Origin of the sequence: Mycobacterium sp. (assembly GCF_046091765.1) — a bacterium.
Lineage (GTDB): Bacteria > Actinomycetota > Actinomycetes > Mycobacteriales > Mycobacteriaceae > Mycobacterium.
Map to the genome: position 1 here is coordinate 1 of NZ_JBJTCF010000120.1, position 26,382 is coordinate 26,382.

Consider the following 26,382-nt stretch of genomic DNA (forward strand, 5'->3'; position numbering starts at 1 on the left):
GCGAGCGGATTGTCGGCCACCACGCCCGCCTCGGCACGGGCGGCGGCCAGCACCGCGCGGGTGTCGGTCCCGGCCGCGGCGTGGTCGCGCCGGGCAGCGGCCAGGATCGCGGCCAGTTCGGTGTCGGTGTGTCCCGCGCGCAGCAGATCGGTGCCGATCGCGGCGGTGGCGGCGCGGTAGGACGCCGCGGCCGGGCCCGCCCAGGAGTCCGGTGGCCGGCCGGTGGGCGCCGCGCCCTGCAGCAGCCCGGAGCCGGGCTGGCCGGCGAACAGTGCGTGGGCGCGGGCCAGCAGGTCGATCTCGGTTCCGGCGCTCAGCACTCCCCCTCGACGAAGGCGCGCACCCGGGGCAGCGCACCCGGGGGGATCACCCCGCGGTTGCGGATATCCCAGATCTCCTCCGGGCTGACCCCGATCAGTTCGGCGATCACCGGCTCGGGCAGCCCCGCCCGCGCGCAGGCCCGGTCAAAGCGTGCGCCCATGCTCGCCGACAGCCGCGCCAGCAGGCCCGAGCGCAGCCCTTCGAGGGATTTGAGATGGCCCATCAGCCGGTCGGCGGACGGCCCGCCGGCGTTGACGGCGACCCGCCACGAGTTCGCCGCCAGCAGCTCCGCCTTCACACACTGTGCAACCACGGAAAGAAGATACGACTCGTATTCGTTTGATGATTCCGCGGGCAGCCGGGTTGTCAACGTTTTCAGGGATTCGACGTGCGCTTCGGCGTGCGCCGCGAGCACGTCGGCGTCGCTGTGCCGGCTGACCACGAGCCCGGCCGGGTCGCTCGCCGCGCCGGTCTCGGCCCGGGTGACCGCCAGTAGCTCCGCCAGTTCGGCGTCGGGATCGTCGGCCAGCAGCAGCCGCCGGTAGGTCCCGGCCGGCAGGCCCAGCCCGTTTTCGACCTTCTGAACTGTGCCTTTGTGGGGCTTGCGGGCGCCGCGCTCCAGGTAGCTCAGCCCCATCGCGCTGACCCCGGTGGCCGCCGCCAACTCCGCCAGCGACAGTCCCCGCGATTCCCGCAGCGCCCTGATGGCCGCGCCTGCGGCTGTTCTGCTCACCGTCGGACCCCGGGCATAGACGGATCGTACACAGGGCGGCCGACCCGGAGTTGATATACGTTTTTGGTTATGTTTCTGTTGCGAAGCGTAGGCAGAAATGTATACGCTCTGCACGCCGCTGGCGAGACCACCGACGACGAGGAGGCCCCATGTCCGACCGACCCTGCGCTGCCGACCCGGACCTGTGGTTCGGCTACGCCGACGACGACGCCAGCGACGGCGCCGCCAAGGCCCGGGTCTACGAGCAGTCCGCCCGCAAGGCCCGCACCCTGTGCCTGCGGCGCTGCCCGCTGGCCCAGCAGCGGCTGTGCGCCCGCCGGGCGGTCACCGGCGGGGAGGAATACGGGGTGTGGGCGGGGGTGAAGCTGCCCGGCGGGCAGTACCGCAAGCGCCATCAACTCGCCCACGCCCACGCCGTCCTGCGGCGCATCGCCGACGGCCTGATCAATCCGCGCGAACTGCCCGAGAGTGTGGAGCTGCTCTCCCGCGGCGAGGAGCTACCCGACGCCGGGGCGGTCGTGGTGCACGTGGGTTCGGGCGGCCGGCCGCGCAGCGCGGCCTGAGCCGACGCGCCCGGCGGGCCGCCGAAGCCCCGGGTGGTGGTCAGCGTGCGCAGGCCGTAGCAGACTGTGGGCGTGCGGGTCGTCGTGGTGTGCGCTGTGGCCGCGGCGCTCGCGCTGCTCGTGGCGGTGCTGACCGCCAGCCCGTGGGTCGCCGTGCTCGTGGTCGCGCTGGCCGCCGCCGGGATCGTGCTGCTGGTTCGGGACTGGCGCGCCGCCGTGCACACCCCGGCCGGTGCGCACAACGCCGACTCCGATGAGCCGCCGTTCACCGAGTCCGAAGCGCCCGCGCCAGAGTCACTGACCGCCGACGCGTTGTCGCCCGACATCTCCACCGAGCCGGGCGGACCCTCCTCAGACGCCCGCGCGGACTAACTCCAGCGAGCCCAGCTCGCGGATCGCGTGCGCGCCGCGCTCGAGCATCGCCAGCACCATCTCGTCGCCGCGTTCGGTCGCCGTGGAGAACGCGAAACCCAGCGTGGTGATCAGCGGGACCTGCAGGGCGCCCAAACGGTAGTCCTGCCAACAGGTTTCGGCGTCATACCCGCTCACGCCGTAGCCCAGCAGCGCACGGTGGTAGGCGTCGACCAGCTCGCGTTCGTGGTCGGCGCGGGTGGGGGAGGGCAGGCTGGTGGCGATCAGGTAGGCCAGATCGCGGGCGGGCAGTCCGACCGCCAGGGTCTGCCAGTCCACCACCGTCACGGCACTGCGCTCGGGATCGAAGAGCAGGTTGTCGATGCGGTAGTCCCCGTGCAGCAGGCTGAAGCGGTCCGGCGCGCCCAGCAGCCAGTCGCCGATCAGCGCGGCGGCCTCCAGCGTGGTGGCGCGATCAGCCGGGCTCAGCCGCGACCCGAGGGTGTCCACGGTGGTCTGGGCGGCCAGCACGGTGATCTCGCCCAGACCGCGCGCGGCCGCCGCGTCGGGGCGCGGCATCACCGTGCCGGTGAAGCTCAGCCAGGCCGGGTCGCACCACCGCGGGCCGTGCAAACCGGCCAGGGCGGTGGCGGCCAGTCGCACCCGCGCGGGCGTGCCGCCGCGGATCTGGTCGCCCTGTTCGGCCGGGGCCAGATCGGCCAGCAGCAGCACGAAGTCGCCGTCGGGGCTGACCGCGCAGTGATAGCAGCGGGGGACCGGCACCGCCAGGGTGTGCGCGACCTCGGTGTAGAAGGCGTGCTCGCAGCGGTAGCTCAGCGCGACCCGTTCGCGCACCGCCGGATCGGCGGCGGGCAGTTTGACCACGAAGGAGTCCGGCCTTGATGCTCCGGCGACCCCGTCGTCCCGGTAGCGCACCGCGACCCGGTAGGTGGCCGCGGTCTGGCCCGTCCCGATCGGGGCGATCGCGGCGTCGGCGACCTCGACGCCGAGCACGCCCGACAGCCAGGCCGGGGTCACGTCCTGGGGTCTCGCGGGTATCGGCAGCATCGCCACGGACCAGAACTACCATTGGCCGCCATGGAGAAGCGACGGTTCGTGGATCTGTCGGTCCCGCTGCAGGCGGGCATCGCCTCCGATCCGCCGGGCCACCTGCCCGAGATCGACTACTACGACCACCGCCAGACCGCCGCGGAGGTGGTGTCGTTCTTTCCCGGGGCGACGGTGGGCGACCTGCCCGACGGCGAGGGCTGGGCGATCGAACGGGTGCGCATCACCACCCACAACGGCACCCACCTCGACGCGCCCTACCACTACGCCTCGACGATGGACGGCGGCAAGCGGGCGATCACCATCGACGAGGTGCCCCTGGAGTGGTGCCTGCAGCCGGCGGTGAAGTTGGATTTCCGGCACCTGCCGGACGGCTACGTGGCCGGCGCCCAGGACGTGGCAGCCGAACTCGAGCGGATCGGGCACACCCTGGCCCCGCTGGAGATCGTGGTGGTCAACACCAGCGCCGGAACGCATTACGGTGCCCCCGACTACGTCAGCAAGGGCTGCGGGATGGGCCGGGAGGCCACGCTGTACCTGCTGGAGCGCGGGGTGCGGCTGACCGGGACCGACGCCTGGAGCTGGGATGCGCCGTTCGTCTACACCGCGGCGCGCTACGCGAGCAGCCACGACGCCTCGATCATCTGGGAGGGCCACCGCGCCGGGCGGACGATCGGCTACTGCCACCTGGAGAAGCTGCACAACCTCGAGTCGCTGCCGGCGTCGGGTTTCCAGGTGGCCTGCTTCCCGGTGAAGATCCACGCGGCCTCGGCGGGATGGACCCGGGCGGTGGCGATCTTCGACGAGTGACGCGCCGGCGGGGTGCTAGTCGGCCTCGCGCATCGAGGCGCGGATCTGCTCGAGCTTCTCGGCGGCGGCCTTCTCGCGCTGGTCGAACCGCTCGCGGGCGGTGCGCACCTCGGGGGTCTCCTCGGCCAGCTCGGTCGCGCCCAGCGCGTTGCCGTAGCGGGCCTCGATCGTGTCCCGGACGCCCTCGAGGGTCGGCACGCCCGCCTCGGTGTAGCCGGTATCGGCCTGCGGGGCGGGCGGCGGGCCGGGCGCCGCCGGGGTGGGTTCGTCGGGCATGCGCCTCACGGTACTCGCGGGTGATTAGCGCGTGGGTGGGCGAAGGGGGACTTGAACCCCCACGTCCCGAAGGACACTGGCACCTGAAGCCAGCGCGTCTGCCATTCCGCCACTCGCCCCAACGACCGGGGGAGCGTATCACGGTGGCACCGAGTGGCCCCAAGCCCTGCGCCGCCGACCTGCACGGATGTGATTCTCAGAGTTCTCCGAATGACGATCCGCTGACCTGGGCCGATACCATGTTCGCAACCAGGGCGGCGCCATCAGGCCCGCCGCGTTCGAGGTAGGCGGTCCGGTGGGAATCCAGGAGGGTCTGGCGCAGCGCATCGAACGGCTGCTCGAGCACGGCGTGGGCGATGCCGTCGCGCGGGTGTTCGGTGGCGCGGTGATCCCCCAGGAGGTGGAGGCACTGCTGCGGCGCGAGGCCTCCGACGGGATGCGCGAACTGCCCGGTGGGCGGTTTTTGGTTCCCAATGACTACATCATTACGCTCAGTGGGTCTGACTTCGAGAAGTTGGGCCGGGAGGGCAACCTCACCGCGGATGCCTTCGCCAGCCATCTTGCGGACTACATTCAGGAGCAGGGATGGCAGACCTATGGTGACGTGGTCGTCCGGTTCGACCGCTCCGACGGGTTGCACACCGGTCAGTACCGGGCCCGGGCCACGGTCAACCCCGACATCAGGGGGGGCGTCGACCCCCACAGACAACTCAATACGGTTTTCCCACAGTCAGGAGTGCCAGCGATGACCGACAACCCCAGCCAGCAGAGCGGCCCGGACCGGCCCGGCGACGACCGGGACGACCGGGACGACCGGCGCTCGCCGGAGGATTCGCGGGCCGAGGCACCCCGCTACCCGGGTCCGGGCGGCGGATACGGTCAGCCCGGCTACGACCAGGGCTACCGGCCGACCTACGGGCCGCCCGGCCAGGCTGGTTATGACCGGCCCGGTGACCAGGAGTACGGCCGCGACTACCCGCCGAACTACGGGCCCGGTCCCTATCAGGGTCAGCCGTACCCGAACTACGGTCCCCAGTACGGCCAGCAGTACGGGCCCAACTATCCCCAGCATCCCCAGCAGTACGGCCCCAACTACCCCCAGCAGTACGGCCGCCCGCCGGCCGGGTACGGCCCGCCCCCGGGTCAGCAGGACTACCGGGGGTACGAGCGGGGCTACGAGCGTGGCTACGAGCAGGGCGGCCCGCCGGCACCCGACTACGAATACGGCCGGGACCCCAGCCGCGAACAGGGCCGGGATTACGGCCAGGACTACCGCCGCGACGGCGGACAGCAATACGGCGGCCAGCAATACGGCGGGCAGCAGTACGACGACCGGCAATACGGCGGGCAGCAATACGGCGGGCAGCAGTACAGCGACCAGCAGTACGGCGACCAGCAGTACGGCCGGGATTACGGCCGGGAGGGTCAGGAGTACGGCCAGACCCAGAGCTACGGCCAGGTCGCCCCGGGCGACTACCAGCCCGCCGCGCACACCGTCGTCCTGCAGCTCGATGACGGCAGCGGCCGGACCTATGAACTGCGCGAAGGCGCCAACGTCATCGGCCGCGGCCAGGACGCCCAGTTCCGGCTTCCCGACACCGGCGTCTCGCGCCGGCACGTGGAGATCCGCTGGGACGGCGACGTCGCGCTGCTGACCGACCTCAACTCCACCAACGGGACCACGGTCAACAACGCCCCGGTGCAGGAGTGGCAGCTGGCCGACGGAGACGTCATCCGGCTGGGCCACTCCGAGATCATCGTGCGCGTTCACTGACGGCTCGCGGGCCGCGGCTGGTCCGGCTTCGCCTTCGCGCGACCCTCGTGCGAAGTATCCTGTGACGTTGCCGAAGTCGGGACGGAGGGCCGCGTGCAGGGACTAGTCCTACAGCTGACGCGTGCGGGCTTCCTGCTGCTGCTGTGGCTGTTCATCTGGTCGGTGCTGCGCATCCTGCGCAACGACATCTACGCCCCCGCCGGGGCGGTGATGGTGCGCCGCGGACTGGCGCTGCGCGGCGCGGGCTCCCGGGTGCGGACCCACCGGGCCGCGGCCCGCCAACTCGTCGTCGTGGAGGGCGCGCTGGCCGGCACCCGGATCACCCTCGGCGCCCAGCCGGTGCTCATCGGCCGCGCCGACGACTCCACCCTGGTGCTCACCGACGACTACGCCTCCACCCGCCACGCCCGCATCTCGCCGCGCGGCCCGGACTGGTACGTCGAAGACCTCGGCTCCACCAACGGCACCTATCTGGACCGCTCCCGGGTGACCACCGCGGTGCGCGTTCCGGTCGGCACGCCGGTGCACATCGGCAAGACCGTGATCGAGTTGCGCCCGTGACCCTCGCCCTGCGCTACGCCGCCCGCAGCGACCGCGGCCTGGTGCGCGCCAACAACGAGGACTCGGTCTACGCCGGCGCGCGGCTGCTGGCCCTGGCCGACGGGATGGGCGGGCACGCCGCCGGCGAGGTGGCCTCCCAGTTGGTGATCGCCGCGCTGGCGCCGCTGGACGACGACGAGCCCGGCGGCGATCTGCTGGGCAAGCTGGAGGGCGCGGTCCGCGAGGGCAACGACGCCATCCACGACCAGGTCGAGCTCAACCCCGACCTCGACGGCATGGGCACCACCCTGACCGCCATCCTGTTCGCCGGGGATCGGCTCGGACTGGTGCACATCGGCGACTCCCGCGGCTATCTGCTGCGCGACGGCGAACTGACCCAGATCACCAAGGACGACACCTTCGTGCAGACCCTCGTCGACGAGGGCCGCATCACCGCCGAGGAGGCCCACAGCCATCCGCAGCGCTCACTGATCATGCGGGCGCTGACCGGCCACGAGGTCGAGCCGACGCTGATCATGCGCGAGGCCCGCGAGGGCGACCGCTACCTGCTGTGCTCCGACGGGCTGTCCGACCCGGTCAGCCAGGAGACCATCCTGGAGGCGCTGCGGATCGACGACGTCGCCGCCAGTGCCGACCGGCTGATCGAACTCGCGCTGCGCGGCGGCGGCCCGGACAACGTGACCGTCGTCGTCGCCGATGTGGTCGACCACGACTACGGCGCCCAGACCAATCCCATCCTGGCCGGCGCGGTCTCCGGCGACACCGTCGAGGCGGAGCGCCCGGATACCGCCGCCGGGCGCGCCTCGGCGATCACCCAGCCGCCGAGTGAGGCGACTGTGGTTGTGGCCCAATCGGATTCGCCGCCACCGCGCTCGCATCGACGCGCACTTATCGTCGCGGCCCTGATCGCGGTGCTGGCGCTGAGCGGGATCGGCGTGGGCTACGCCGTCATCCGCAACAACTATTACGTCAGCGCCTATCAGGACAACGTCGCGATCATGCGCGGGATCCCCACCTCGATCCTGGGCGTCAAGCTGCAGCGGCCGTTTCTGCTCGGCTGCCTCAACGGCCGCAACGAGCTGTCCCAGATCAGCCCCGGGCAGGCGGACTCGGAGCTGTCCTGCCAGCTGATGCGGCTGGGGGACCTGCGGCCCTCCGAACGCGCCCAGGTCAGCGCGGGGCTGCCCACCGGAACGCTGGAGCGCGCCATCGACCAGTTGCGCGAACTGGCCCGCACCTCGCTGCTGCCGGTCTGCGCCGCGCCCGCCCCGGCGCGCGGCGGGGGCGCCGCACCGGGCTCGCGCGGTCCGGCCAAGCCGCAGACCCCGCCGCAGAAGCCCGGCACCGACTGCCGGAAGCCGACGTGAGCACCGCGCCGCAGGCGGCGGTCGTCCTCGCGCCGCCGCTGGCGACCCGGCGCAACGCCGAACTGGGCCTGCTGTTCTACGCCGCCCTGATCACCGCCGTCGCGCTGCTGATCGTGGAGGCCAACCAGCAGCAGTCCCTGCACTGGGATCTGCTGAGCTACACCCTGGTGTTCCTGACCCTCTTCGTCTGTGCGCACCTGGCGATCCGCCGCTACGCGCCCTACGCCGACCCGCTGCTGCTGCCGGTGGTCGCCCTGCTCAACGGTCTGGGCCTGGTGCTCATCCACCGCCTCGACCTCGCCGAGGGGTCCGACTCGAGCGGGCCGAGCGCCGGACAGCAGATGCTCTGGACGCTGGTGGGCGTGGCGGGCTTCACGGCGGTGGTCGTCCTGCTCAAGGACCACCGGCTGCTGGCCCGCTACGACTACATCTGCGGCGCCGCCGGCCTGGTTTTGCTGATCATCCCGGCGCTGCTGCCGGCGAGTCTGTCGGAGACCAACGGCGCGAAGATCTGGATCCGGCTGCCCGGGTTCAGCATCCAGCCCGCCGAGTTCTCCAAGATCCTGCTGCTGATCTTCTTCGCCGGCGTGCTGGTCACCAAGCGTCACCTGTTCGCCAGCGCGGGCACCCACGTGCTGGGACTGGACCTGCCCCGCCCCCGCGACCTGGCGCCGCTCTTGGCGGCGTGGTTCATCTCCATCGGGGTGATGGTGTTCGAGAAGGACCTGGGCACCTCGCTGCTGCTGTACGCCTCCTTCCTGGTGCTGGTGTATGTGGCCACCGAACGGTTCAGCTGGGTGGTGATCGGACTGGGTCTGTTCGGCCTGGGCAGCCTGGCCGCCTACCACCTTTTCGGGCACGTCCGCACCCGGGTGCAGACCTGGATCGACCCGTTCGCCGACCCCGAGGGGGCGGGCTACCAGATGGTGCAGTCGCAGTTCAGCTTCGCCACCGGGGGAGTGTTCGGCGCCGGGCTGGGCAACGGCCAGCCGGACACCGTCCCGGCGGCCTCGACGGATTTCATCCTGGCCGTCGTCGGGGAGGAACTCGGGCTGGTGGGCCTGGCCGGGGTGCTGATGCTCTACACCGTCGTGATCGTGCGCGGCCTGCGCACCGCGGTCGCGGTCCGCGACAGTTTCGGCAAGCTGCTCGCCGCCGGGCTGGCCTCGACGCTGGGCATCCAGTTGTTCATCGTCGCCGGCGGGGTCACCGGCCTGATTCCGCTGACCGGGCTGACCACGCCGTGGATGTCCTACGGGGGTTCCTCGCTGCTCGCCAACTATCTGCTGCTGGCACTGTTAGTGCGCATCTCGCACGCCGCCCGCCGCCCGCTGGAGACCGGTCAGGGCACCCCGATCGCGGCGGCCCGCACCGAGGTGATCGGCCGGGCATGAACACCTCACTGCGGCGGATCGCCACGATGGTCATGGCGCTGGTCGTGCTGCTGCTCGTCAACGCCACGGTGACCCAGGTGTTCCGGGCCGACGGGCTGCGCTCCGACCCGCGCAACCAGCGGGTCCTGCTCGACGAGTACTCGCGGCAGCGCGGCCAGATCACCGCCAGCGGCCGGCTGCTGGCCAACTCGGTGTCGACCACCGGGCGCTACCGCTTCCTGCGGGTCTACCCCGAACCCCTGGTCTACGCGCCGGTGACCGGGTTCTATTCGCTGCGCTACTCCAGCACCGGGCTGGAGCGCGCGGAGGACTCCGTGCTCAACGGCTCCGACGAGCGACTCTTCGGCCGGCGGCTGGCCGACTTCTTCACCGGGCGAGACCCGCGCGGGGGCAACGTCGACACCACCGTGGTCCCGCGGGTGCAGCAGGCCGCCTGGGACGCCCTGCAGCGCGGCGGCTGCGCCGGCCCGTGCAAGGGATCGGTGGTGGCGCTGGAACCCGCGACCGGCCGGATCCTGGCGATGGTCTCCGCGCCGTCCTACGACCCGAACCTGCTGGCCAGCCACGACGCCACCACCCAGGGCGGAGCGTGGCAGCAGCTGCGCGACGACCCCGCGGCGCCGCTGACCAACCGCGCCGTGGCCGAGCGCTACCCGCCGGGGTCGACGTTCAAGGTGATCACCACCGCCGCCGCACTGGCCGCCGGCGTGGGCGAGGATGCGGCGCTGACCTCCGCGGCGCGCATCACCCTGCCCGACAGCACCGCCACCCTGGAGAACTACGGTGGCAACGCGTGCGGGCCCGGTCCGACCGCGACGCTGCGCGAGGCGTTCGAGAAGTCCTGCAACACCGCCTTCGTCGAACTGGGCATCCGCGTCGGCGGTCCGGCGCTGCGGTCAACGGCCGACGCGTTCGGGTTCGACACCCTGCCCGACCCGATACCGCTTCAGGTGGCCGAGTCGACCATCGGGCCGATGAGCGACGCCGCCGCGGTGGGGATGTCGAGCATGGGCCAGAAGGACGTCGCGGTCACCCCGCTGCAAAACGCGATGGTGGCCGCGGCGATCGCCAACGCGGGCGTGGTGATGCAGCCCTACCTCGTCGAACGGCTGGAAGGTCCCGACCTTTCGGAGATCAGCACCACCGCGCCGCGAGAACAGCGCCGCGCGGTTTCGCCGCAGGTCGCGGCTAAGCTAACGGATTTGATGGTCGCCGCCGAGACGTTCACCCAGCAGCAGGGGGCGATCCCCGGCGTGCAGATCGCCTCCAAGACCGGGACCGCCGAACACGGCACCGATCCGCGCAACACCCCGCCGCACGCCTGGTACATCGCGTTCGCGCCGGCGAGCAATCCCAAGGTCGCGGTCGCGGTGGTGATCGAGAACGGCGGCGACCAGTTGTCGGCCACCGGGGGAGCGCTGGCCGCACCGGTCGGGCGGGCCACCATCGCCGCGGCGCTGCAGGGGTCGCAATGAGCCCGCGCAGGCGAGCGAAGCGAGGCAAGCCATGAGCCCCCGCAGGCGAGCGAAGCGAGCCAAGCCATGAGTCCGCGCGTGGGCGAGACGCTCTCCGGGCGCTACCGGCTGCAGCGGCTGATCGCCACCGGCGGCATGGGACAGGTGTGGGAGGCCGTGGACAGCCGGCTGGGTCGCCGCGTCGCGGTGAAGGTGCTCAAGCAGGAGTTCTCCTCCGACCCGGAGTTCCTGGAGCGCTTCCGCGCCGAGGCGCGCACCGTGGCCATGCTCAACCACCCGGGCATCGCGGCGGTGCACGACTACGGCGAGACCGAGATCGACGGCGAAGGCCGCACCGCCTACCTGGTGATGGAACTGATCAACGGCGAGCCGCTGAACTCGGTGCTCAAACGCAGCGGACGGCTTTCGCTGCGCCATGCGCTCGACATGCTCGAGCAGACCGGCCGCGCACTGCAGGTGGCCCACGCGGCCGGGCTGGTGCACCGCGACGTCAAACCCGGCAACATCCTCATCACGCCCAGCGGCCAGGTGAAGCTCACCGACTTCGGCATCGCCAAGGCGGTCGACGCCGCGCCGGTCACCCAGACCGGGATGGTGATGGGCACCGCGCAGTACATCGCCCCCGAGCAGGCGCTCGGTGAGGATGCCACCGCGGCCAGCGACGTCTATTCGCTGGGAGTCGTTGGCTACGAAGCGGTTTCGGGCAAGCGCCCGTTCACCGGCGACGGCGCGCTGACGGTGGCGATGAAGCACATCAAGGAAACGCCGGCACCGCTTCCCCCCGACCTGCCGCCCAACGTGCGCGAGCTGATCGAGATCACCCTGGTGAAGAACCCCGGTTTGCGCTACCGCAGCGGCGGGCAGTTCGCCGACGCGGTGGCCACGGTGCGTTCGGGGAACCGGCCGCCGCGGCCCAACTCCGCACCCACCATCAAGGCCACCCCGGCGGCGATCCCGGGCGCGCGCGGCGCCCGTCCCGAACCGCGCACGACCACCACCGCACCGCGGGCGCGCTCCGGTGCCACCCGCCCGCCGCCGCCGGCCCGCCGGTCGTTCTCCTCCGGCCAGCGCGCGCTGCTGTGGGCGGCCGGTGTGCTCGGTGTGCTGGCGATCGTCAGCGCGGTGCTGATCGTGCTGGCCGACCGGCAGAACCGCAGCACCCCGCCGCCGCAGGTGATCGAGACCGAGACGGTGACCTCCGGCGCGCCCGAGCCCCCGCCGCTGCTGCCCCCGGACACCGGCGGTGTGCCGTGACGACGCCCCCGCATCTGTCCGACCGCTACCAGATCGGCGAGATCCTCGGCTTCGGCGGCATGTCCGAAGTGCACCTGGCTCGCGACCTGAGGCTGCACCGCGACGTCGCGATCAAGGTGTTGCGTGCTGATCTGGCCCGCGATCCCAGTTTCTATCTGCGCTTCCGGCGCGAGGCGCAGAACGCCGCCGCGCTCAATCACCCCGCCATCGTCGCGGTGTACGACACCGGCGAGGCCGAGACGTCCAGCGGGCCGCTGCCCTACATCGTGATGGAGTACGTCGACGGCGTGACGCTGCGCGACATCGTGCACACCGACGGGCCGATGCCGCCGCGGCGCGCGCTGGAGGTAATCGCCGACGCGTGTCAGGCGCTGAACTTCTCCCACCAGAACGGCATCATCCACCGCGACGTCAAGCCGGCCAACATCATGATCACCAAGAACGGCGCGGTGAAGGTGATGGACTTCGGCATCGCCCGGGCGATCGCCGACACCGGCAACAGTGTCACCGCGACCGCCGCGGTGATCGGCACCGCGCAGTACCTCTCACCGGAGCAGGCGCGCGGGGAGACCGTCGACGCGCGTTCGGACGTCTACTCGCTGGGCTGCGTGCTCTACGAGATCCTCACCGGCGAGCCCCCGTTCGTCGGCGACTCCCCGGTCGCCGTCGCCTACCAGCACGTGCGCGAGGACCCGATCCCGCCGTCGTTCAAGCGGGCGGGCATCTCCCCGGAACTCGACGCGGTGGTGCTCAAGGCGCTGGCCAAGAACCCGGAGAACCGCTACCAGAGCGCCGCGGAGATGCGCGCCGACCTGGTGCGGGTGCACAGCGGGGAGAAGCCGGAGGCACCCAAGGTGCTGACCCCGGCCGAACGGACCCAGCTGATGGCCGCGACCCGCGGCGGTCGCGGCGGCCCGCGCGACGGCGCGGCGGGCTATGACTACGGCCGGCCGCGCCCCGGGGTGTTCCGGACCCGCTGGCTGACGGCGGCCGCAGTGCTGGCGGTACTGACCGTGGTGGTGACCCTGGCGATCTACACCCTCGGCGGCAACACCCGGGCGGTGCAGGTGCCCGACGTGCGCGGCCAGGTGTCCGCCGACGCGATCGCCACCTTGCAGAACAAGGGTTTCAAGACGCGCACCCAGCAGCGCCCCGACAGCACGGTGCCGCCCGACCGGGTCATCAGCACCAACCCGGCGGGCAACGCGTCGGTCAGTGCGGGCGACGAGATCCTGGTCAACGTCTCCACCGGACCCGAACAGCGCGAGATCCCCGACGTGGCCAACCTCAGCTACGCCGACGCGGTCAAAAAACTCAGCGCGGCCGGGTTCGGCAAGTTCAAGCAGGGCGAGGCGCCCTCCAAACCCGAGCAGAAGGACAAGGTGCTCAACACCGTCCCGCCGGCCAACCAGTCCTCGCCGATCACCAACGAGATCACCATCGTCGTCGGAACCGGTCCGCGCACCAAGGAGATCCCCGACCTCGGCGGGCAGACCGTCGAGGTCGCGACCAGAAATCTCAACACGCTGGGGTTCGAGACGATCCTCACCGCCCCGGTGGACAGCCCCGAACCGGCCGGGCAGGTGCTGGCCACCGAACCGCCCGTCGGCTCGGCGGTCCCCGTCGACGGCGCGGTCACCCTCAAGGTCTCCAAGGGCAACCAGTTCGTGATGCCCAACCTGATCGGCCAGTTCTGGGTCGACGCCGAACCGGCGCTGCGCGCGCTGGGCTGGAGCGGCACCCTGGTCAAGGGGCCCGACGTGCCCAACAGCGGTCAGCGGGCCAACGCGGTGGTCGTGCAGAACCCGCCGCCGGGCGCGGGGGTCGACTTCGGCGGCTCGGTCACCATCAGCTTCGCCGGCTAGGCCGGTTCGCCGCGGGCCGCCCGGACGGTGTCGGCGACCTCGCGCTCCAACCGGCCCACCAGGGACTCGTCGGGGGTCGCGCCGCACAGCGAAAGCCAGTTGGCGAGCATCCGATGCCCGCCCTCGGTGAGGATCGACTCCGGGTGGAACTGCACCCCGTGCAGCGGCAGCGTGCGGTGGCGCACCGCCATGATGACCCCGCCGCGGGTGTGCGCGATGACCTCGAGTTCGGCCGGGACCGTCTCGGGCAGGATCGTCAGCGAGTGATAGCGGGTGGCGGTGAACGGGTTGGCCAGTCCGCGCAGCACGCCGGTGTCGCAGTGGTAGACCTCGCTGGTCTTGCCGTGCAACAACTCCGGGGCCCGGTCGACCGTGCCGCCGAAGGCCACGCCGATCGCCTGGTGTCCCAGGCACACCCCCAGCAGCGGTGTCCGCGTGGCGGCGCAGGCAGCGACCAGGGCGACCGAGGCGCCGGCCCGTTCGGGCGTGCCCGGGCCGGGGCTGAGCAGTACTCCGTCGAATCCGCCGGCCGCCGCGGCGATCGCGGCCTCGCCGGCCAGCCGGGCGTCGTCGTTGCGCCACACCTCGGCCTCGACGCCGAGCTGGCCGAGGTACTGGACCAGGTTGAACACGAAGCTGTCGTAGTTGTCGACGACCAGGACCCGCACCGGGTCAGGCTACCCGGGTGGTGCCGGGGCGATCGTTGCCCGTCGCCCGGACGCGGTAATCTCTTGTCCCGGCAGTTCCCGGCAGTCCCCGGTCCCGAGTCTCTGAAGGTAGCCATGCCCAAGTCCAAGGTCCGCAAGAAGAACGACTTCACCGTCAGCCCGGTCAGCCGCAACGCGGTCAAGGTGAAGGTCGGCCCGTCGAGCGTCTGGTTCGTGGTGCTGTTCGTCGGGTTGATGCTGGTGGGTCTGGCGTGGTTGCTGGTCTTCCAGTTGGGGGCCTCGGGCTTCAACACCCCGCCCGCGCTGCAGTGGATGGCCGACCTGGGCCCGTGGAACTACGCGATCGCCTTCGCCCTGATGATCGCCGGGCTGTTGCTCACCATGCGGTGGCGGTGAGACCGCAATCACACGCATGTGATTCATCCCCAGTGTGGATAACCCCTGTGGATAACCTCTGTGGGTAGTCCTGTGGGTAGTCCTGGGGATAGCCCTGTCCGGCCTGCTCAGTGGGGTCCGCGCCCGGCCGGGATCATCCTGGTCGGCCTGGCCGGCGTCCTCATGGCGGCGGGGTGTCTCACCGTCGCCGTCGACGCGCCCGGCCGGATCCTCACCGGCGTCGCCGCGGTGGGTCTGCTGGTCTTCGCCCTGGGATCGTGGCGGGCGCGGCCACGGCTGGCGATCGCCGGGTCCGGGCCGGAGGCCGGGTTGGTCTACCGCGGCTGGCTGCGCAACCACCTGCTGCACCGCTCGGACATCGACCTGATCCGGATCACCGAGTTCCGCCGGCTGGGCCGCAAGGTCCGGCTGCTGGAGATCGACGCGGCCGGCTCGCTGATCGTGCTCAGCCGCTGGGACCTGGGCGGGGACCCGCTGGCGGTCTTGGACGCGCTGACCGACGCGGGCTTCGCCGGGCGCTGAGGCTCAGGCGATCGTGACCGACTCGATCACCACGTCGTCGGTGGGCCGGTCGCCGCGGTCGGTGGCGGTGCCGGCGATGGCGTCGACGACCTTCTGCGACTCCGGGTCGATGACCTCGCCGAAGATGGTGTGCTTGCGGTTGAGGTGCGGGGTCGCGCCCACGGTGATGAAGAACTGCGAACCGTTGGTGCCCGGCCCGGCGTTGGCCATCGCCAACAGGTAGGGCCGGTCGAACTGCAGCTCGGGATGGAACTCGTCGTCGAAGCGGTAGCCGGGCCCGCCACGACCGGTGCCGGTCGGATCGCCGCCCTGGATCATGAACCCGTCGATGACGCGGTGGAACACCGACCCGTTGTAGAACGGGCCCGCGCTGCCGCCCGACGCGTTCTTGGTGGAGTAGTCCTTGGAGCCGTCGGCGAGGCCGACGAAGTTGGCCACGGTCTTGGGGGCGTGGTTACCGAACAGGGCGATCGTGATGTCGCCGCGGTTGGTGTGCAGGGTCGCGGTCGCGGTCTGAATCGGGCTTGTGGTCACGGGGAGACAGTGTGCCATTCCCGGTGCCATCCCCGGATCTGGGGTCAGCCACGGGCCTGTGGAGCCTAGGAGATTCGAACTCCTGACATCTGCCTTGCAAAGGCAGCGCTCTACCAACTGAGCTAAGGCCCCGTGCCGGAACGACCGCCGGCGGTGGGCCTAGGAGGACTCGAACCTCCGACCTCTTCGTTATCAGCGAAGCGCTCTAACCGCCTGAGCTATAGGCCCCGATCACCAAGACGAGCGACGAGATTACCGCACCCGCCCCGGCCTGCCCAAATGCCTCTCAGTCGAGATCGGCCAGGGTGACCTCGATGCCGCCGACGATGTCGGTGCTCAGGTTGTAGATGTAGGCACCGACGGTGGCCATCGCGGTCAGCAGCACGATGTTGACCAGACCGATCAGCAGGGCGCCGCCGAACACCGACCCCGCCGACACCAGTTCGCCGCCGCCACCACCGGTGCCGGTCAGCAGATCGCCCACGTTGCTGTTGAGCTTGCTCCACACGCCCATCGCGCCGAGCACCAGATAGAGGAACGCCACCGCGATCATCCAGACGAAGAACAACGCGACCGAGAGCAGCAGCGACACCCGCAGGGTGCTCCACGGATCGATGCGGCGGATCTGCATGGAGGCGCGCACCGGGCCGCGCGGCCGGTTGGCGACCAGGATCCGCGAGGCCTGCTCGCGCAACCCGGCCATCACCGAGGACGCGGCCGGCGGACGCGGCGCGGGCATCGGCCGCGGCGGGGCGGACAGATTCGGCAACTCGCTGGGGTAGGCCTGCGTCGGGGCCGTGTCGGTGCGTTCCGGGCGGGCGTCGATCCGCCCGGGCGGCGGCGCGGGATCCAGCGAGCTCAGGTCGGGCGCCGCGACACCGGTGACGTAGCGGCTGATTCTCTTGTCGGCGTAGGGGTCCGGGCCCGGCGCCGGGGCCGGCGGGGTGGGCCGCGGGGCGCGCTGCCACGGCGGAACCTCCGCCGAGCCGGCCGCACTCGGGGGCGCCGCGCCGGCGGCGGGCGGATCCGGTTCGTTCGGTGAACTCACCAGCACTCCTTTAGCACTCGGGTCCTGTCCCGATGGCCCACGTTAGTCCGTCCGGGGCGGTGCGGAGGCCGGGGTGGGCCTAATCGGCGTCGCCACTGGCCTCGTCGGCCTCGTCGGCCTCATCGGCGTTGCGGGCGATGGCCAGCAGCGAGTCACCCTCGCCGAGGTTCATCAACCGCACACCCTTGGTCTGCCGGCCCGCCTTGCGGACCTGGCGGGCCGCGGTGCGGATGACCCCGCCGCCGGAGGTGATCGCGTAGAGCTCGCTGTCCTCGTCGACCACCAGGGCGCCCACCAGGCTGCCGCGCCGGGGGTCGTACTGGATGGTCAGGATGCCTTTGCCGCCGCGGCCCTGGGCGGTGTACTCCTCGATCGCGGTGCGCTTGGCGTAGCCGCCGGCGGTGGCGACCAACAGGTAGGTGCCCTCCCGGACCACGTTGAGCGACAGCAACTGATCGTCGGTGTTGAACCGCATCCCCTGCACACCGGAGGTCGCCCGTCCCATCGGCCGCAGCGCCTCGTCGGTGGCCGAGAACCGGATCGACTGTCCCTTCGCGCTCACCAGCAGCAGGTCGTCCTCGGCCGAGCACAGCACCGCGCCCACCAGTTCGTCGCCGTCGCGCAGGTTGACCGCGACGATCCCGCCGGAGCGGTTGGAGTCGAAGTCGGTCAGTTTGGACTTCTTGACCAGACCGTTGCGGGTCGCCAGCACCAGGTACGGGGCGTCGGTGTAGCCCTTGATCTGAATGACCTGTGCGATCTTCTCGTCGGGCTGGAACGCCAGCAGATTCGCGACGTGCTGGCCGCGCGCGGTGCGGGCGGCCTCGGGCAGGTCGTAGGCCTTGGCCCGGTAGACCCGGCCCTGGGTGGTGAAGAACAGGATCCAGTCGTGGGTGGAGCACACGAAGAAGTGCCGCACGATGTCGTCCTGCTTGAGGCCCGCGCCCTGCACGCCCTTGCCGCCGCGCTTCTGGCTGCGATACAGGTCGGTCTTGGTGCGCTTGGCGTAACCGGTCTCGGTGATGGTGACGACGACGTCCTCACGGGTGATCAGGTCTTCGTCGGCCACGTCGCCCTCGGCGGCGATGATCCGGGTGCGCCGGGCGTCGCCGTGCTTGTCGACGATCTCGGTCAGTTCGTCGCGAACGATGCCGCGCTGGCGTTCCGGCTTGGCGAGAATGTCGGTCAGGTCGGCGATCTCGGCCTCGATCTTGGCCAGGTCGTCGATGATGCGCTGGCGTTCCAGCGCCGCCAGCCGGCGCAGCTGCATGTCCAGGATCGCCTGGGCCTGCACCTCGTCGATGTCGAGCAGTCCGATCAGACCCTCGCGCGCGATGTCCACCGTCTCTGAGGCCCGGATCAGCGCGATCACCTCGTCGAGCGCGTCGAGCGCCTTGACCAGGCCGCGCAGGATGTGGGCGCGCTCGTTGGCCTTGCGCAGCCGGTAGGTGGTGCGCCGGACGATGACGTCGAGCTGGTGGTCGACGTAGTAGCGGATGAGTTGATCCAGCCGCAGGGTGCGCGGCACGCCGTCGACGATGGACAGCATGTTGGCCCCGAAGCTGGTCTGCAGCTGGGTGTGCTTGTAGAGGTTGTTGAGCACCACCTTGGCCACCGCGTCGCGCTTGAGTTCGATGACGATGCGCAACCCCACCCGGTCGCTGGACTGGTCCTCGATGTTGGAGATGCCGGCCAGCTTGCCGTCGCGGACCTGATCGGCGATGGAGGTGATGAAGTTGTCGTGGTTGACCTGGTAGGGCAACTCGGTGATGACGATCCCGGTGCGCCCGCGGGAGTCCTCCTCGACCTCGACCACACCGCGCATCCGGATCGACCCGCGCCCGGTGGTGTAGGTGTCGGTGATCCCCTGGTTGCCGACGATCAGCCCGGAGGTCGGGAAGTCCGGGCCCTTGACCCGTTGGATGACCGCCGCGAGGGTGGCCTCCTCGTCGGCCTCGAAGTTCTCCAGGCACCAGTACACCGCCTCGGCCAGTTCGCCGAGGTTGTGCGGGGGGATGTTGGTGGCCATCCCGACCGCGATACCGCCGGAACCGTTGGCCAGCAGATTGGGGAATCGGCTGGGCAGGACGGTGGGCTCCTGGACCCGCCCGTCGTAGTTGGGGATGAAGTCGACGGTCTCCTCGTCGATCTCGCGCAGCATCTCCATCGCCAGCGGGGTCAGCCGGGCCTCGGTGTTGTGGCTGATGAACCCGTTCGTCACGAACGAGTGGTCGGCGGAGTCGACCCGCAGGCTGTACACCGGCTGCACGCCGGCATCGCGCACCGCGCTCACGGTGGCGAAGCGGTAGCGCCCGTCGGTCAGTTCGGAGGCGATCGCCTGCACGTCGGGTTCATCGCCGTGCGCGGCGAGCAGCGCCGCCAAACCCGGCACGTCACCGACCGTGTCGTGTCCCGAAGTCCCGCGCTCGGCGCTCATCGCGACGTGGTCGCCGGGGCCGATCTCCGAGATCAGCTTCCACAGCAGGGTCGGGACGCCGCCGAAGTTGACCAGGCAGAGCAGCGGGTGGTTCGCGGTGCCGGTCACCGCAGCGCCGTCGGCGGTCCGCACCGTGAAGGTCGGGTGCGCTCCGGAGTGGAACAGCCGTTCGGCGAGCACCGGCGAGCCGTTGCGATCCAGCACCTTGAGCTCAATGACGTTGTCGGAGTTCGGCCTTGCCCCGGCCACCACGTCGGCGATGCGGATGCGTTCGTCGCCGGGGAGGCTCACCCACGCGTCACCGGTGACGCAGTAGCGCATCGCCGCCGGCGGGTCGTTGCCCGGCGAGCCGAAGTTGCCCTGGCCGTCGACCAGCGGATAGCGCAGCGACCACGGCTGGGCCATCCGCACCAGGGTGTCGTAGATCGACGCGTCGCCGTGCGGGTGGTAGTTGCCCATCGTTTCGGCCACCGAGCGGGCCGACTTGGCGTGGCTGCGGTCCGGGCGGAAACCTGAGTCGTACATCGCGTACAGCACGCGGCGGTGCACCGGCTTGAGGCCGTCGCGCACCTCGGGCAGCGCGCGCCCCACGATCACGCTCATCGCGTAGTCGATGTAGCTGCGCTGCATCTCCTGCTGGATGTCGACCGGTTCGACGCGGTCGGCTGCGTCGCCGCCGGGCGGCAACGTGGTGTCGGTCATCTGGTCCTCTTCGTGCCGGTGCGGGCGTTACTTCTCAGACATCCAGGAAACGGACGTCCTTGGCGTTGCGGGTGATGAAACTGCGGCGGGCGTCGACGTCTTCGCCCATCAGCACCGAGAACAACTCGTCGGCCGCGGCGGCGTCGTCGAGGGTGATCTGGCGCAGCACCCGGACCGCGGGGTCCATGGTGGTCTCCCACAGTTCCTTGGCGTCCATCTCGCCGAGGCCCTTGTAGCGCTGGATGCCGTCGTCCTTGTTGATCTTCTTGCCGGCCTTGAGCCCGGCCTCCAGCAGCCCGTCGCGCTCGCGGTCGGAGTAGGCGAACTCCGGATCGGAGCGCTGCCACTTCAGTTTGTACAGCGGCGGCTGCGCGAGGAACACGTGGCCGTTCTCGATGAGCGGCCGCATGAAACGGAACAGCAGGGTCAGCAGCAGCGTGGTGATGTGCTGGCCGTCGATGTCGGCGTCGGCCATCAGCACGATCTTGTGGTAGCGCAGTTTGGCGAGGTCGAACTCGTCGTGGATGCCGGTGCCCAGCGCGGTGATGATCGACTGGACCTCGGTGTTCTTCAGCACCCGGTCGATACGTGCCTTCTCGACGTTGATGATCTTGCCGCGCAGCGGCAGGATCGCCTGGAACATCGAGTCGCGCCCGCTCTTTGCCGAGCCGCCGGCGGAGTCACCCTCCACGACGTAGAGCTCCGACTTGGACGGGTCGGTCGAGCGGCAGTCGGCGAGCTTGCCGGGCAGTCCGCCGATGTCGGTGGCACTCTTGCGGCGCACCAGCTCGCGTGCCTTGCGCGCGGCGATGCGGGCCTGCGCGGAGGAAACCGCTTTGTTGATGACGACTTTGGCGTCCGAGGGGTTGGACTCGAACCAGTGGCTGAGCTGCTCGTTGCAGATCTTCTGCACGAAGGACTTCACTTCGGTGTTACCCAGCTTGGTCTTGGTCTGGCCTTCGAACTGCGGCTCGCCGACCTTGACCGAGATCACCGCGGCCAGCCCCTCGCGGATGTCGTCGCCGGTGAGGTTGGCGTCCTTTTCCTTGAGCAGTTTGCGGTCCTTGGCGTACTTGTTCACCACACTGGTCAGCGCGGCCCGGAAGCCCTCTTCGTGCGTGCCGCCCTCGTGGGTGTTGATCGTGTTGGCGAAGGTGTGCACCGACTCGGAGTAACCGGCGTTCCACTGCATCGCGATCTCGACCTCGTGGCCTTCGCCCTTGCCCTCGAAGTCGACGACGCTGCCGTGGATCGGCTGCTTGGTGCGGTTGATGTGCTTGACGAAGTCGACCAGTCCGCCGGCGTAGTGGAAGGTGCGGTGCTTGACCTTCTGCGGCCCGGAGCGCTCGGCGGCCTTCTCCTCGGCGGACTTCGGTGCAGCGGCAGTATCGCTGACCAGTTCGTCGACGACCTCGGTCGCGGTGACGCGCTCGTCGGTGAGGTTGATCGTCAGACCCTTGTTGAGGAAGGCCATCTCCTGAAGGCGCCGGGCCACGGTCTCGAAGTCGTAGTTCGTCGTCTCGAACACGTCGGGGTCGGCCCAGAAGCGCACCGTGGTGCCGGTCTTTTTGGTGGCATTGCCCTGCTTGAGTGTTTGGGGCACGGAACGGTCGTAGCTCTGGAACCACTCGTAGCCGTCGCGGTTGATGTCGACCTCGACGCGGGTGGACAGCGCGTTGACCACCGAGACACCCACCCCGTGCAGACCGCCGGAGACCTGGTAGGCGTCGGATTCGAACTTGCCGCCGGCGTGCAGCACGGTCATCACCACGTCGACGGTGGGGACGCCGGTCTCATGCTTGGCCACCGGGATTCCGCGGCCGTCGTCGCGCACCTCGACGCCGCCGTCGTCGAGCAGCCGGACCTCGACGGTGCTGGCGAATCCGGCCATCGCCTCGTCGACGGCGTTGTCGACCACCTCCCAGACCAGATGGTGCAGACCCCGCTCGCCGGTGGAGCCGATGTACATGCCCGGGCGTTTGCGGACGGCCTCGAGCCCCTCGAGGATGGTGATGTGTTCGGCGCCGTACTCCGCTTGCGGTGTCTTCTTCTTCTGGGCAGGCACGGTCGGACGGGTCTCCTTGGGGCTGACTGTCGGGCTGGCGAGGAACCTCCCGGGATCTCGTCCAGTCTACCGGCTAACCCCGACAGGACCGATTCTGGAGCGGCGTTTCTGCACACCTGATTGAGCCGTGCGCGGAATTTTTCGGCCCGACATGCCTGGCGCCGCTTGACAAACGGATCGCATGCGTTCTCGTGGCGCTCAGGCGCCTGCGTGATCAGCCGTAGGTGTCCCGCGGTCCGCGGCCCGGGATGTGCCGCGGACCCTTGCGCCAGGACGGCGCCGACGGCCCGCTGATGCGCAGTGTGGTCACCACCCCGTCGCCGACGGCCGCCGCGATCCGGGCGAGCAGTTGGGCCTGGATCATCCGTAGCTGGGTCGCCCAGGCGGTGGACTCCGCCGAGACGCTGAGCACCCCGTCGCGCAACGCGGTGGGCCGGGCGTGGTCGGCGATCTGGTCACCGACGACCGCCGCCCACTGGCCCAGCACCGTGCCCTCGGCCACCCGGGGGGACCATCCGCGCGACCCGGCCACTTCACGCGCGACCCGGCCCAGCGGTTGCGGGTCACGGCTGTCCGGCCCGGCAGCCGACCACCGTCGGCGGGTCCCGCGCCCCCCGGCCCGCGGCGCGGCGGGGGAGCGCCGGCCGCGGCCGACCTCCTTGCCCTGCCCGCGCGCCGCGGCCCGGGCTTCCTCCAGGGCGCGCCGCACCAGATCCATGTCCGCGGGCCCTGGAGGGGGCCCGGACTCCCCGGGATCCTCGCCGCTCACGGCAGCACCACCGAGGCACGCCCGGTCTCGCGTTCCTCCACGCCGACCCCGATCCGGGTGGCCTGCCAGCCCTCCGGGATGTCCTCGGGGACCGCGGCGGTGACCAGCACCTGTTCGGCGGTGGCCGCCACCCCGGCCAGCGCCCGACGCCGCGCGGTGTCCAGCTCGGCGAACACGTCGTCGAGGATCAGCACCGGTTCGCCGCCCTCGCTGCGCAGCAGCTCGTAGGCCGCCAACCGCAGCGCCAGCGCCACCGACCACGACTCGCCGTGGCTGGCGAAGCCTTTGGCGGGGTGCTCGCCGAGGCGCAGCTCCAGATCGTCGCGATGCGGGCCGACCAGGCAGACGGCGCGATCGAGTTCGGCGTCGCGCCGGCGCGCCAGTTCGGCCAGCAGCGCGGTCTCGAGCTGTGCGGCGTCCACGGCACCGTCGGCGGGACCCGGAACGCAGCCCCGGTAGGCGATGGTCGCCGGGCGTGAGGCCGGGGCCAGCAGTTGGTAGGCCTTCTCCACCTCCGGTGCCAGCGCGTTGACCAGTTCCAGGCGAGCGGCCATCAACGCCGCGCCGTGGGCGGCCAGTTGGGCGTCCCACACCTCCAGGGTGTCCAGAAACCCCGGGTCGCCACGCAGCCGCGACCCGGTCGCCGATTTCAGCAGCGCGGTGCGCTGACGCAGCGCACGGTCGTAGTCCGCCCGAACGCCGGCGATGCCCGGCCGGCGCACGGTCGCCAGCTCGTCGAGATAGCGCCGCCGCTCGGCCGGGTCACCCCGGACCAGGGCCAGGTCCTCGGGAGCGAACAGCACCGCGCGCAGGGCGCCGAGCACCTCGCGGGTGCTGCGCACCGCGGACCGGTTGAGCCGCGCCCGGTTGGCCCGGCCGGCGGTGATCTCGATATCGACCGCCAGTTCGCGGTCCTCGTTGACCACGATCGCCGAGACGACCGCCCGCTCCGCGCCGGTCCGGATCAGCGGCGCGTCATTGGCCACCCGGTGTGAGCCCAGGGTCGCGACGTACCACAGCGCCTCAACGAGATTGGTCTTGCCGCACCCGTTGGCCCCGACGATCACCGTGCGCCCCGGGGTCAGCTCCAGATCAAGCTCGGGCCACGAGCGGAAGTCGTGCAGCGTGAGGTGACGGACATACATCGGGACGGTTATCCGGACAGCGGAACCCGCTTGACCGCGTGGCCGCCGAACTGGTTGCGCAGCGCCGAGACCGCCTTCATGGTGGGCGAGTCCTCCTGGCGGGACGCGAACCGGGCGAACAGCGACGCCGCGATCACCGGCATCGGCACCCGGTGGTGGATGGCCTCCTCGACGGTCCAGCGGCCTTCCCCGGAGTCCTCGGTGTAGCCGGAGATGTCGGTGAAGCCGGGATCTTCCTTCAGCGCCCTGGCCAGCAACTGCTGCAGCCACGACCGGACCACGGTGCCGTTGGTCCAGGCCTGGATGACCGCCTGGGTGTCGGTGATCAGCGGTTCGGCGGCGAGCAGTTCATAGCCCTCGGCGTAGGCCATCATCAGTCCGTACTCGATGCCGTTGTGCACCATTTTCGCGTAGTGCCCCGCTCCGACCGGGCCGGCGTGCACGAAGCCGTCGGCGGGGTCACCCGGCGGGCGCAGCGCATCAAAGATCGGCATCAGCCTGGCGATGTCGGCGTCACTGCCGCCGACCATCAGCCCGTAGCCCTCGGTGAGCCCCCAGATACCGCCGGACACCCCCGCATCGACGAACCCGATGCCGCGCGCGCCCAGCAGGTCGGCGTGCGGTTGGTCTTCGGTGTAGCGGGAGTTGCCGCCATCGACCACCAGGTCGCCTTTGCTCAGCACATCGGCAAGCCCGACGATCGTCTCGTTGGTGATCGGCCCGGAGGGCACCATCACCCACACCGCCCGCGGCGGAGTGAGCGCTTCGGCCAGTGCGGCCAGCGTCGGGACGTCGGACACCTCCGGGCGCGGGTCGAAACCGACCACGTCGTGGCCCGCTTCGCGCAACCGTTGGCGCATGTTGAAGCCCATTTTGCCCAAGCCCACCAGACCGAGTTGCATCGCTGGCCTCTCTCTCGAAGGTGTGCCGGTCAGCCCGGCAGCCGGACCGGCATCAGCAGGTATACGTAATCAGTGTGAACAGCCGGGAACGGCCCCGCGCCCGAGGTCTCGGTGTCGGCGTCGCCAACCGGGCGCAGCACGGCGGGCCTGCTGGCGGTGGTGAACCCGAACGCCACCTTGTCGCTGTGCAGGGAGGCCAGCCCGTCGGTGAGGTAGGTGGGGTTGAAGGCGATGGTCAGTGGTTCGCCGGCGAAATCGACCGGAAGGTCCTCCTCGGCGACCCCGACCCCGTCAGCGCCGCCCGCCGACAGTTGCAGCACGCCCTCGGCGAAGGTCATCCGCACCTGAGCACCCCGGTCGGCCACCAGGGCGACGCGTTTGATGGCCTCGGTCAGTTCGGCCACCCCGACGGTGGCCAACGCGGTGTGCTCAGTGGGCAGCAGTTGGCGGAACTTCGGGAATTCGGCATCGAGCAGCCGCGTGGTGCTGCGCTTGCCCGCACTGCGGATGCCGAGCAGTTTTTGCTCACCCACATCCGCACCGGTTCCCAGCGCCAGATGCACATCGGCGCCGGGGCTGACCGCCTTGGCCGCCTCGGCCAAGGTGCGCGCCGGGACCAAAACCGCCGCCTCCACCGCCGACGGGGTCGACCAGTTCAGCTCACGCACCGCCAGGCGGAAGCGGTCAGTCGCCGCCAGCACCACCTTGTCGTCGGAGATCTCCACCCGGATCCCGGTCAGCATGGGCAGGGTGTCATCGCGGCCGGCGGCCACCGCGACCTGGCCGACGGCCTCGGCGAACAGATCCGCCGGGATCAAGCCGGTCTCGGCGGGCAGCGCCGGCAGCGACGGATAGTCCTCAACCGGCATCGCCGGCAGAGAGAACCTGGCGTTTCCGCAGGTCAACAGCACTCTGCTGCCGTCCACCCCGACTTCGACCGGCTTTGCCGGCAGCGCCCGGGTGATATCGGAGAGCAGCCTTCCGGACACCAAAACCGTTCCCGTGGAAGCGATTTCGGCCGGAACCTGCACCTCACCGGAGACGTCGTAGTCATAACTGGCGATCGTCAGGCCGTCCTCGGATGCGGTGATCAAAACACCGGCCAGCACCGGGTTGGTGGGGCGGGCCGGAAGGCTGCGCGCCGCCCAGGCCACCGCATCGGCGAAGTCGTCTCGAGACAGCCGGAACTTCACGCCGGCACCGATTCCGGTGGTCACCGTGCCCATAAACCTCGTTGTCCCTTCGTCGCCCAAGGGTGAATGACCGGCGCTGAGTTTTCCGACGGTGTACCCGCCACGGTAGAGCGTCGGTCCGTGGCATGAAGGCTAAACAGCGAGGGTGACACGGCCGGTTGCTCTCCGGGTCGCCGGCCCACACTCATC

Annotated in this window: 23 protein-coding genes, 3 tRNA genes and 2 pseudogenes; 12 read left to right on the forward strand and 16 right to left on the reverse strand. The window is 70.5% G+C overall.

Features of this window, described 5'->3' with window-relative positions; all coding sequences use genetic code 11:
• A pseudogene (locus ACKOB8_RS13845) lies at positions 1–320 on the reverse strand (C40 family peptidase); the annotation flags it as partial.
• The gene (locus ACKOB8_RS13850) at positions 314–1,054 is read right to left on the reverse strand and encodes a helix-turn-helix domain-containing protein (RefSeq protein WP_526378208.1); all 741 of its coding nucleotides are present in this window, start codon (positions 1,052–1,054) and stop codon (positions 314–316) included. The gene ACKOB8_RS13850 and the pseudogene ACKOB8_RS13845, both read right to left, overlap by 7 nt.
• 149 nt (positions 1,055–1,203) lie before the next feature.
• Between ACKOB8_RS13850 and ACKOB8_RS13855 the strand changes: the two genes are divergently transcribed.
• Both ACKOB8_RS13855 and ACKOB8_RS13860 read left to right on the forward strand, forming a co-directional pair.
• A complete protein-coding gene (locus tag ACKOB8_RS13855) occupies positions 1,204–1,617 on the forward strand; it encodes a WhiB family transcriptional regulator (RefSeq protein ID WP_526378210.1) in 414 nt (137 codons plus the stop codon).
• A gap of 72 nt (positions 1,618–1,689) precedes the next feature.
• Positions 1,690–1,989 carry a hypothetical protein gene (locus ACKOB8_RS13860; protein WP_526378212.1) on the forward strand — a complete coding sequence of 100 codons (300 nt, stop codon included), beginning with the start codon at positions 1,690–1,692 and terminating at the stop codon, positions 1,987–1,989.
• Here the strand turns inward: ACKOB8_RS13860 and ACKOB8_RS13865 are convergent.
• A complete protein-coding gene (locus ACKOB8_RS13865) occupies positions 1,969–3,036 on the reverse strand; it encodes a phosphotransferase family protein (protein ID WP_526378326.1) in 1,068 nt (355 codons plus the stop codon). The genes ACKOB8_RS13860 and ACKOB8_RS13865 overlap by 21 nt on opposite strands.
• 30 nt (positions 3,037–3,066) lie before the next feature.
• Between ACKOB8_RS13865 and ACKOB8_RS13870 the strand changes: the two genes are divergently transcribed.
• On the forward strand, positions 3,067–3,846 hold the full coding sequence (locus ACKOB8_RS13870; protein WP_526378214.1) for a cyclase family protein: 780 nt from the start codon (positions 3,067–3,069) through the stop codon (positions 3,844–3,846).
• A 15-nt stretch (positions 3,847–3,861) separates the two neighbouring features.
• Here the strand turns inward: ACKOB8_RS13870 and ACKOB8_RS13875 are convergent, their stop codons facing one another.
• Together ACKOB8_RS13875 and ACKOB8_RS13880 are read right to left on the reverse strand one after the other, a co-directional pair.
• Complete coding sequence (locus ACKOB8_RS13875; protein ID WP_526378216.1) at positions 3,862–4,122, reverse strand: hypothetical protein; 261 nt, start codon at positions 4,120–4,122, stop codon at positions 3,862–3,864.
• Between the two features lie 36 nt (positions 4,123–4,158).
• Positions 4,159–4,241 (reverse strand) — tRNA-Leu (locus tag ACKOB8_RS13880).
• 176 nt (positions 4,242–4,417) lie between these two features.
• Here ACKOB8_RS13880 and ACKOB8_RS13885 point away from each other — a divergent pair.
• From ACKOB8_RS13885 to pknB, 7 genes are all read left to right on the forward strand, one after another.
• The gene (locus ACKOB8_RS13885; protein ID WP_526378218.1) at positions 4,418–5,896 is read left to right on the forward strand and encodes an FHA domain-containing protein; all 1,479 of its coding nucleotides are present in this window, start codon (positions 4,418–4,420) and stop codon (positions 5,894–5,896) included.
• 93 nt (positions 5,897–5,989) lie between these two features.
• A complete protein-coding gene (locus ACKOB8_RS13890) occupies positions 5,990–6,457 on the forward strand; it encodes an FHA domain-containing protein FhaB/FipA (protein ID WP_526378220.1) in 468 nt (155 codons plus the stop codon).
• A complete protein-coding gene (locus ACKOB8_RS13895; protein WP_526378222.1) occupies positions 6,454–7,824 on the forward strand; it encodes a PP2C family protein-serine/threonine phosphatase in 1,371 nt (456 codons plus the stop codon). Before ACKOB8_RS13890 ends, ACKOB8_RS13895 begins: the two co-directional genes overlap by 4 nt.
• Positions 7,821–9,218 carry a peptidoglycan glycosyltransferase RodA gene (rodA, locus tag ACKOB8_RS13900; protein WP_526378224.1) on the forward strand — a complete coding sequence of 466 codons (1,398 nt, stop codon included), beginning with the start codon at positions 7,821–7,823 and terminating at the stop codon, positions 9,216–9,218. The genes ACKOB8_RS13895 and rodA overlap by 4 nt, the downstream gene beginning before the upstream one ends.
• On the forward strand, positions 9,215–10,693 hold the full coding sequence (pbpA, locus tag ACKOB8_RS13905) for a D,D-transpeptidase PbpA (protein WP_526378226.1): 1,479 nt from the start codon (positions 9,215–9,217) through the stop codon (positions 10,691–10,693). The genes rodA and pbpA overlap by 4 nt, the downstream gene beginning before the upstream one ends.
• Before the next feature lie 66 nt (positions 10,694–10,759).
• Positions 10,760–11,947, forward strand: coding sequence for a protein kinase domain-containing protein (locus ACKOB8_RS13910; RefSeq protein WP_526378228.1), 1,188 nt, complete (start codon positions 10,760–10,762; stop codon positions 11,945–11,947).
• The gene (pknB, locus tag ACKOB8_RS13915) at positions 11,944–13,812 is read left to right on the forward strand and encodes a Stk1 family PASTA domain-containing Ser/Thr kinase (RefSeq protein ID WP_526378230.1); all 1,869 of its coding nucleotides are present in this window, start codon (positions 11,944–11,946) and stop codon (positions 13,810–13,812) included. Before ACKOB8_RS13910 ends, pknB begins: the two co-directional genes overlap by 4 nt.
• Here the strand turns inward: pknB and ACKOB8_RS13920 are convergent.
• Positions 13,780–14,480 (reverse strand): annotated as a pseudogene (locus tag ACKOB8_RS13920) (aminodeoxychorismate/anthranilate synthase component II); the annotation flags it as partial. The gene pknB and the pseudogene ACKOB8_RS13920 sit on opposite strands and share 33 nt — an antisense overlap.
• A gap of 114 nt (positions 14,481–14,594) precedes the next feature.
• On the opposite strand from ACKOB8_RS13920, the gene crgA reads away from it, so the two are divergent.
• Positions 14,595–14,876: a cell division protein CrgA gene (gene crgA / locus ACKOB8_RS13925; RefSeq protein WP_526378232.1), complete on the forward strand. Its 282-nt coding sequence runs from the start codon at positions 14,595–14,597 to the stop codon at positions 14,874–14,876.
• A gap of 162 nt (positions 14,877–15,038) precedes the next feature.
• Positions 15,039–15,398 carry a PH domain-containing protein gene (locus ACKOB8_RS13930; RefSeq protein WP_526378234.1) on the forward strand — a complete coding sequence of 120 codons (360 nt, stop codon included), beginning with the start codon at positions 15,039–15,041 and terminating at the stop codon, positions 15,396–15,398.
• A 3-nt stretch (positions 15,399–15,401) separates the two neighbouring features.
• On the opposite strand, the gene ACKOB8_RS13935 is transcribed toward ACKOB8_RS13930, so the two are convergent.
• The 10 genes from ACKOB8_RS13935 to dnaN all read right to left on the reverse strand — a co-directional run bounded on the left by ACKOB8_RS13935 (position 15,402) and on the right by dnaN (position 26,226).
• Positions 15,402–15,932, reverse strand: a complete 531-nt coding sequence (locus ACKOB8_RS13935; protein WP_526378236.1) for a peptidylprolyl isomerase — start codon at positions 15,930–15,932, stop codon at positions 15,402–15,404.
• Positions 15,933–15,991: 59 nt separating this feature from the next.
• Positions 15,992–16,064: transfer RNA gene (locus tag ACKOB8_RS13940), tRNA-Ala, on the reverse strand.
• 22 nt (positions 16,065–16,086) lie between these two features.
• A tRNA-Ile gene (locus tag ACKOB8_RS13945) sits at positions 16,087–16,160 on the reverse strand.
• 58 nt (positions 16,161–16,218) lie between these two features.
• Positions 16,219–16,980: a DUF3566 domain-containing protein gene (locus ACKOB8_RS13950; RefSeq protein WP_526378238.1), complete on the reverse strand. Its 762-nt coding sequence runs from the start codon at positions 16,978–16,980 to the stop codon at positions 16,219–16,221.
• A 79-nt stretch (positions 16,981–17,059) separates the two neighbouring features.
• Complete coding sequence (gene gyrA / locus ACKOB8_RS13955; protein WP_526378240.1) at positions 17,060–20,119, reverse strand: intein-containing DNA gyrase subunit A; 3,060 nt, start codon at positions 20,117–20,119, stop codon at positions 17,060–17,062.
• Between the two features lie 34 nt (positions 20,120–20,153).
• On the reverse strand, positions 20,154–22,184 hold the full coding sequence (gyrB, locus tag ACKOB8_RS13960) for a DNA topoisomerase (ATP-hydrolyzing) subunit B (protein ID WP_526378242.1): 2,031 nt from the start codon (positions 22,182–22,184) through the stop codon (positions 20,154–20,156).
• Between the two features lie 214 nt (positions 22,185–22,398).
• Positions 22,399–22,902, reverse strand: coding sequence for a DUF721 family protein (locus ACKOB8_RS13965; protein WP_526378328.1), 504 nt, complete (start codon positions 22,900–22,902; stop codon positions 22,399–22,401).
• Positions 22,903–22,949: 47 nt separating this feature from the next.
• Entirely contained in the window at positions 22,950–24,098 is a 1,149-nt protein-coding gene (recF, locus tag ACKOB8_RS13970) for a DNA replication/repair protein RecF (RefSeq protein ID WP_526378244.1), read from the reverse strand.
• Positions 24,099–24,106: 8 nt separating this feature from the next.
• On the reverse strand, positions 24,107–25,000 hold the full coding sequence (gnd, locus tag ACKOB8_RS13975; RefSeq protein ID WP_526378246.1) for a phosphogluconate dehydrogenase (NAD(+)-dependent, decarboxylating): 894 nt from the start codon (positions 24,998–25,000) through the stop codon (positions 24,107–24,109).
• A gap of 29 nt (positions 25,001–25,029) precedes the next feature.
• On the reverse strand, positions 25,030–26,226 hold the full coding sequence (dnaN, locus tag ACKOB8_RS13980) for a DNA polymerase III subunit beta (protein ID WP_526378248.1): 1,197 nt from the start codon (positions 26,224–26,226) through the stop codon (positions 25,030–25,032).
• Positions 26,227–26,382 lie beyond the last annotated feature (156 nt).

What these genes read in the sequence shown, in the direction of transcription:
- ACKOB8_RS13930 (WP_526378234.1), top strand. Translation starts at nt 15,039, where the DNA reads ATGGCGGCGGGGTGTCTCACCGTCGCCGTCGACGCGCCCGGCCGGATC.
- ACKOB8_RS13910 (WP_526378228.1), top strand. Translation starts at nt 10,760, where the DNA reads ATGAGTCCGCGCGTGGGCGAGACGCTCTCCGGGCGCTACCGGCTGCAG.
- crgA (WP_526378232.1), top strand. Translation starts at nt 14,595, where the DNA reads ATGCCCAAGTCCAAGGTCCGCAAGAAGAACGACTTCACCGTCAGCCCG.
- recF (WP_526378244.1), bottom strand. Translation starts at nt 24,098, where the DNA reads ATGTATGTCCGTCACCTCACGCTGCACGACTTCCGCTCGTGGCCCGAG.
- dnaN (WP_526378248.1), bottom strand. Translation starts at nt 26,226, where the DNA reads ATGGGCACGGTGACCACCGGAATCGGTGCCGGCGTGAAGTTCCGGCTG.
- ACKOB8_RS13965 (WP_526378328.1), bottom strand. Translation starts at nt 22,902, where the DNA reads ATGGATCTGGTGCGGCGCGCCCTGGAGGAAGCCCGGGCCGCGGCGCGC.
- ACKOB8_RS13875 (WP_526378216.1), bottom strand. Translation starts at nt 4,122, where the DNA reads ATGCCCGACGAACCCACCCCGGCGGCGCCCGGCCCGCCGCCCGCCCCG.
- pbpA (WP_526378226.1), top strand. Translation starts at nt 9,215, where the DNA reads ATGAACACCTCACTGCGGCGGATCGCCACGATGGTCATGGCGCTGGTC.
- ACKOB8_RS13855 (WP_526378210.1), top strand. Translation starts at nt 1,204, where the DNA reads ATGTCCGACCGACCCTGCGCTGCCGACCCGGACCTGTGGTTCGGCTAC.
- gnd (WP_526378246.1), bottom strand. Translation starts at nt 25,000, where the DNA reads ATGCAACTCGGTCTGGTGGGCTTGGGCAAAATGGGCTTCAACATGCGC.
- gyrA (WP_526378240.1), bottom strand. Translation starts at nt 20,119, where the DNA reads ATGACCGACACCACGTTGCCGCCCGGCGGCGACGCAGCCGACCGCGTC.
- ACKOB8_RS13865 (WP_526378326.1), bottom strand. Translation starts at nt 3,036, where the DNA reads ATGCTGCCGATACCCGCGAGACCCCAGGACGTGACCCCGGCCTGGCTG.
- ACKOB8_RS13870 (WP_526378214.1), top strand. Translation starts at nt 3,067, where the DNA reads ATGGAGAAGCGACGGTTCGTGGATCTGTCGGTCCCGCTGCAGGCGGGC.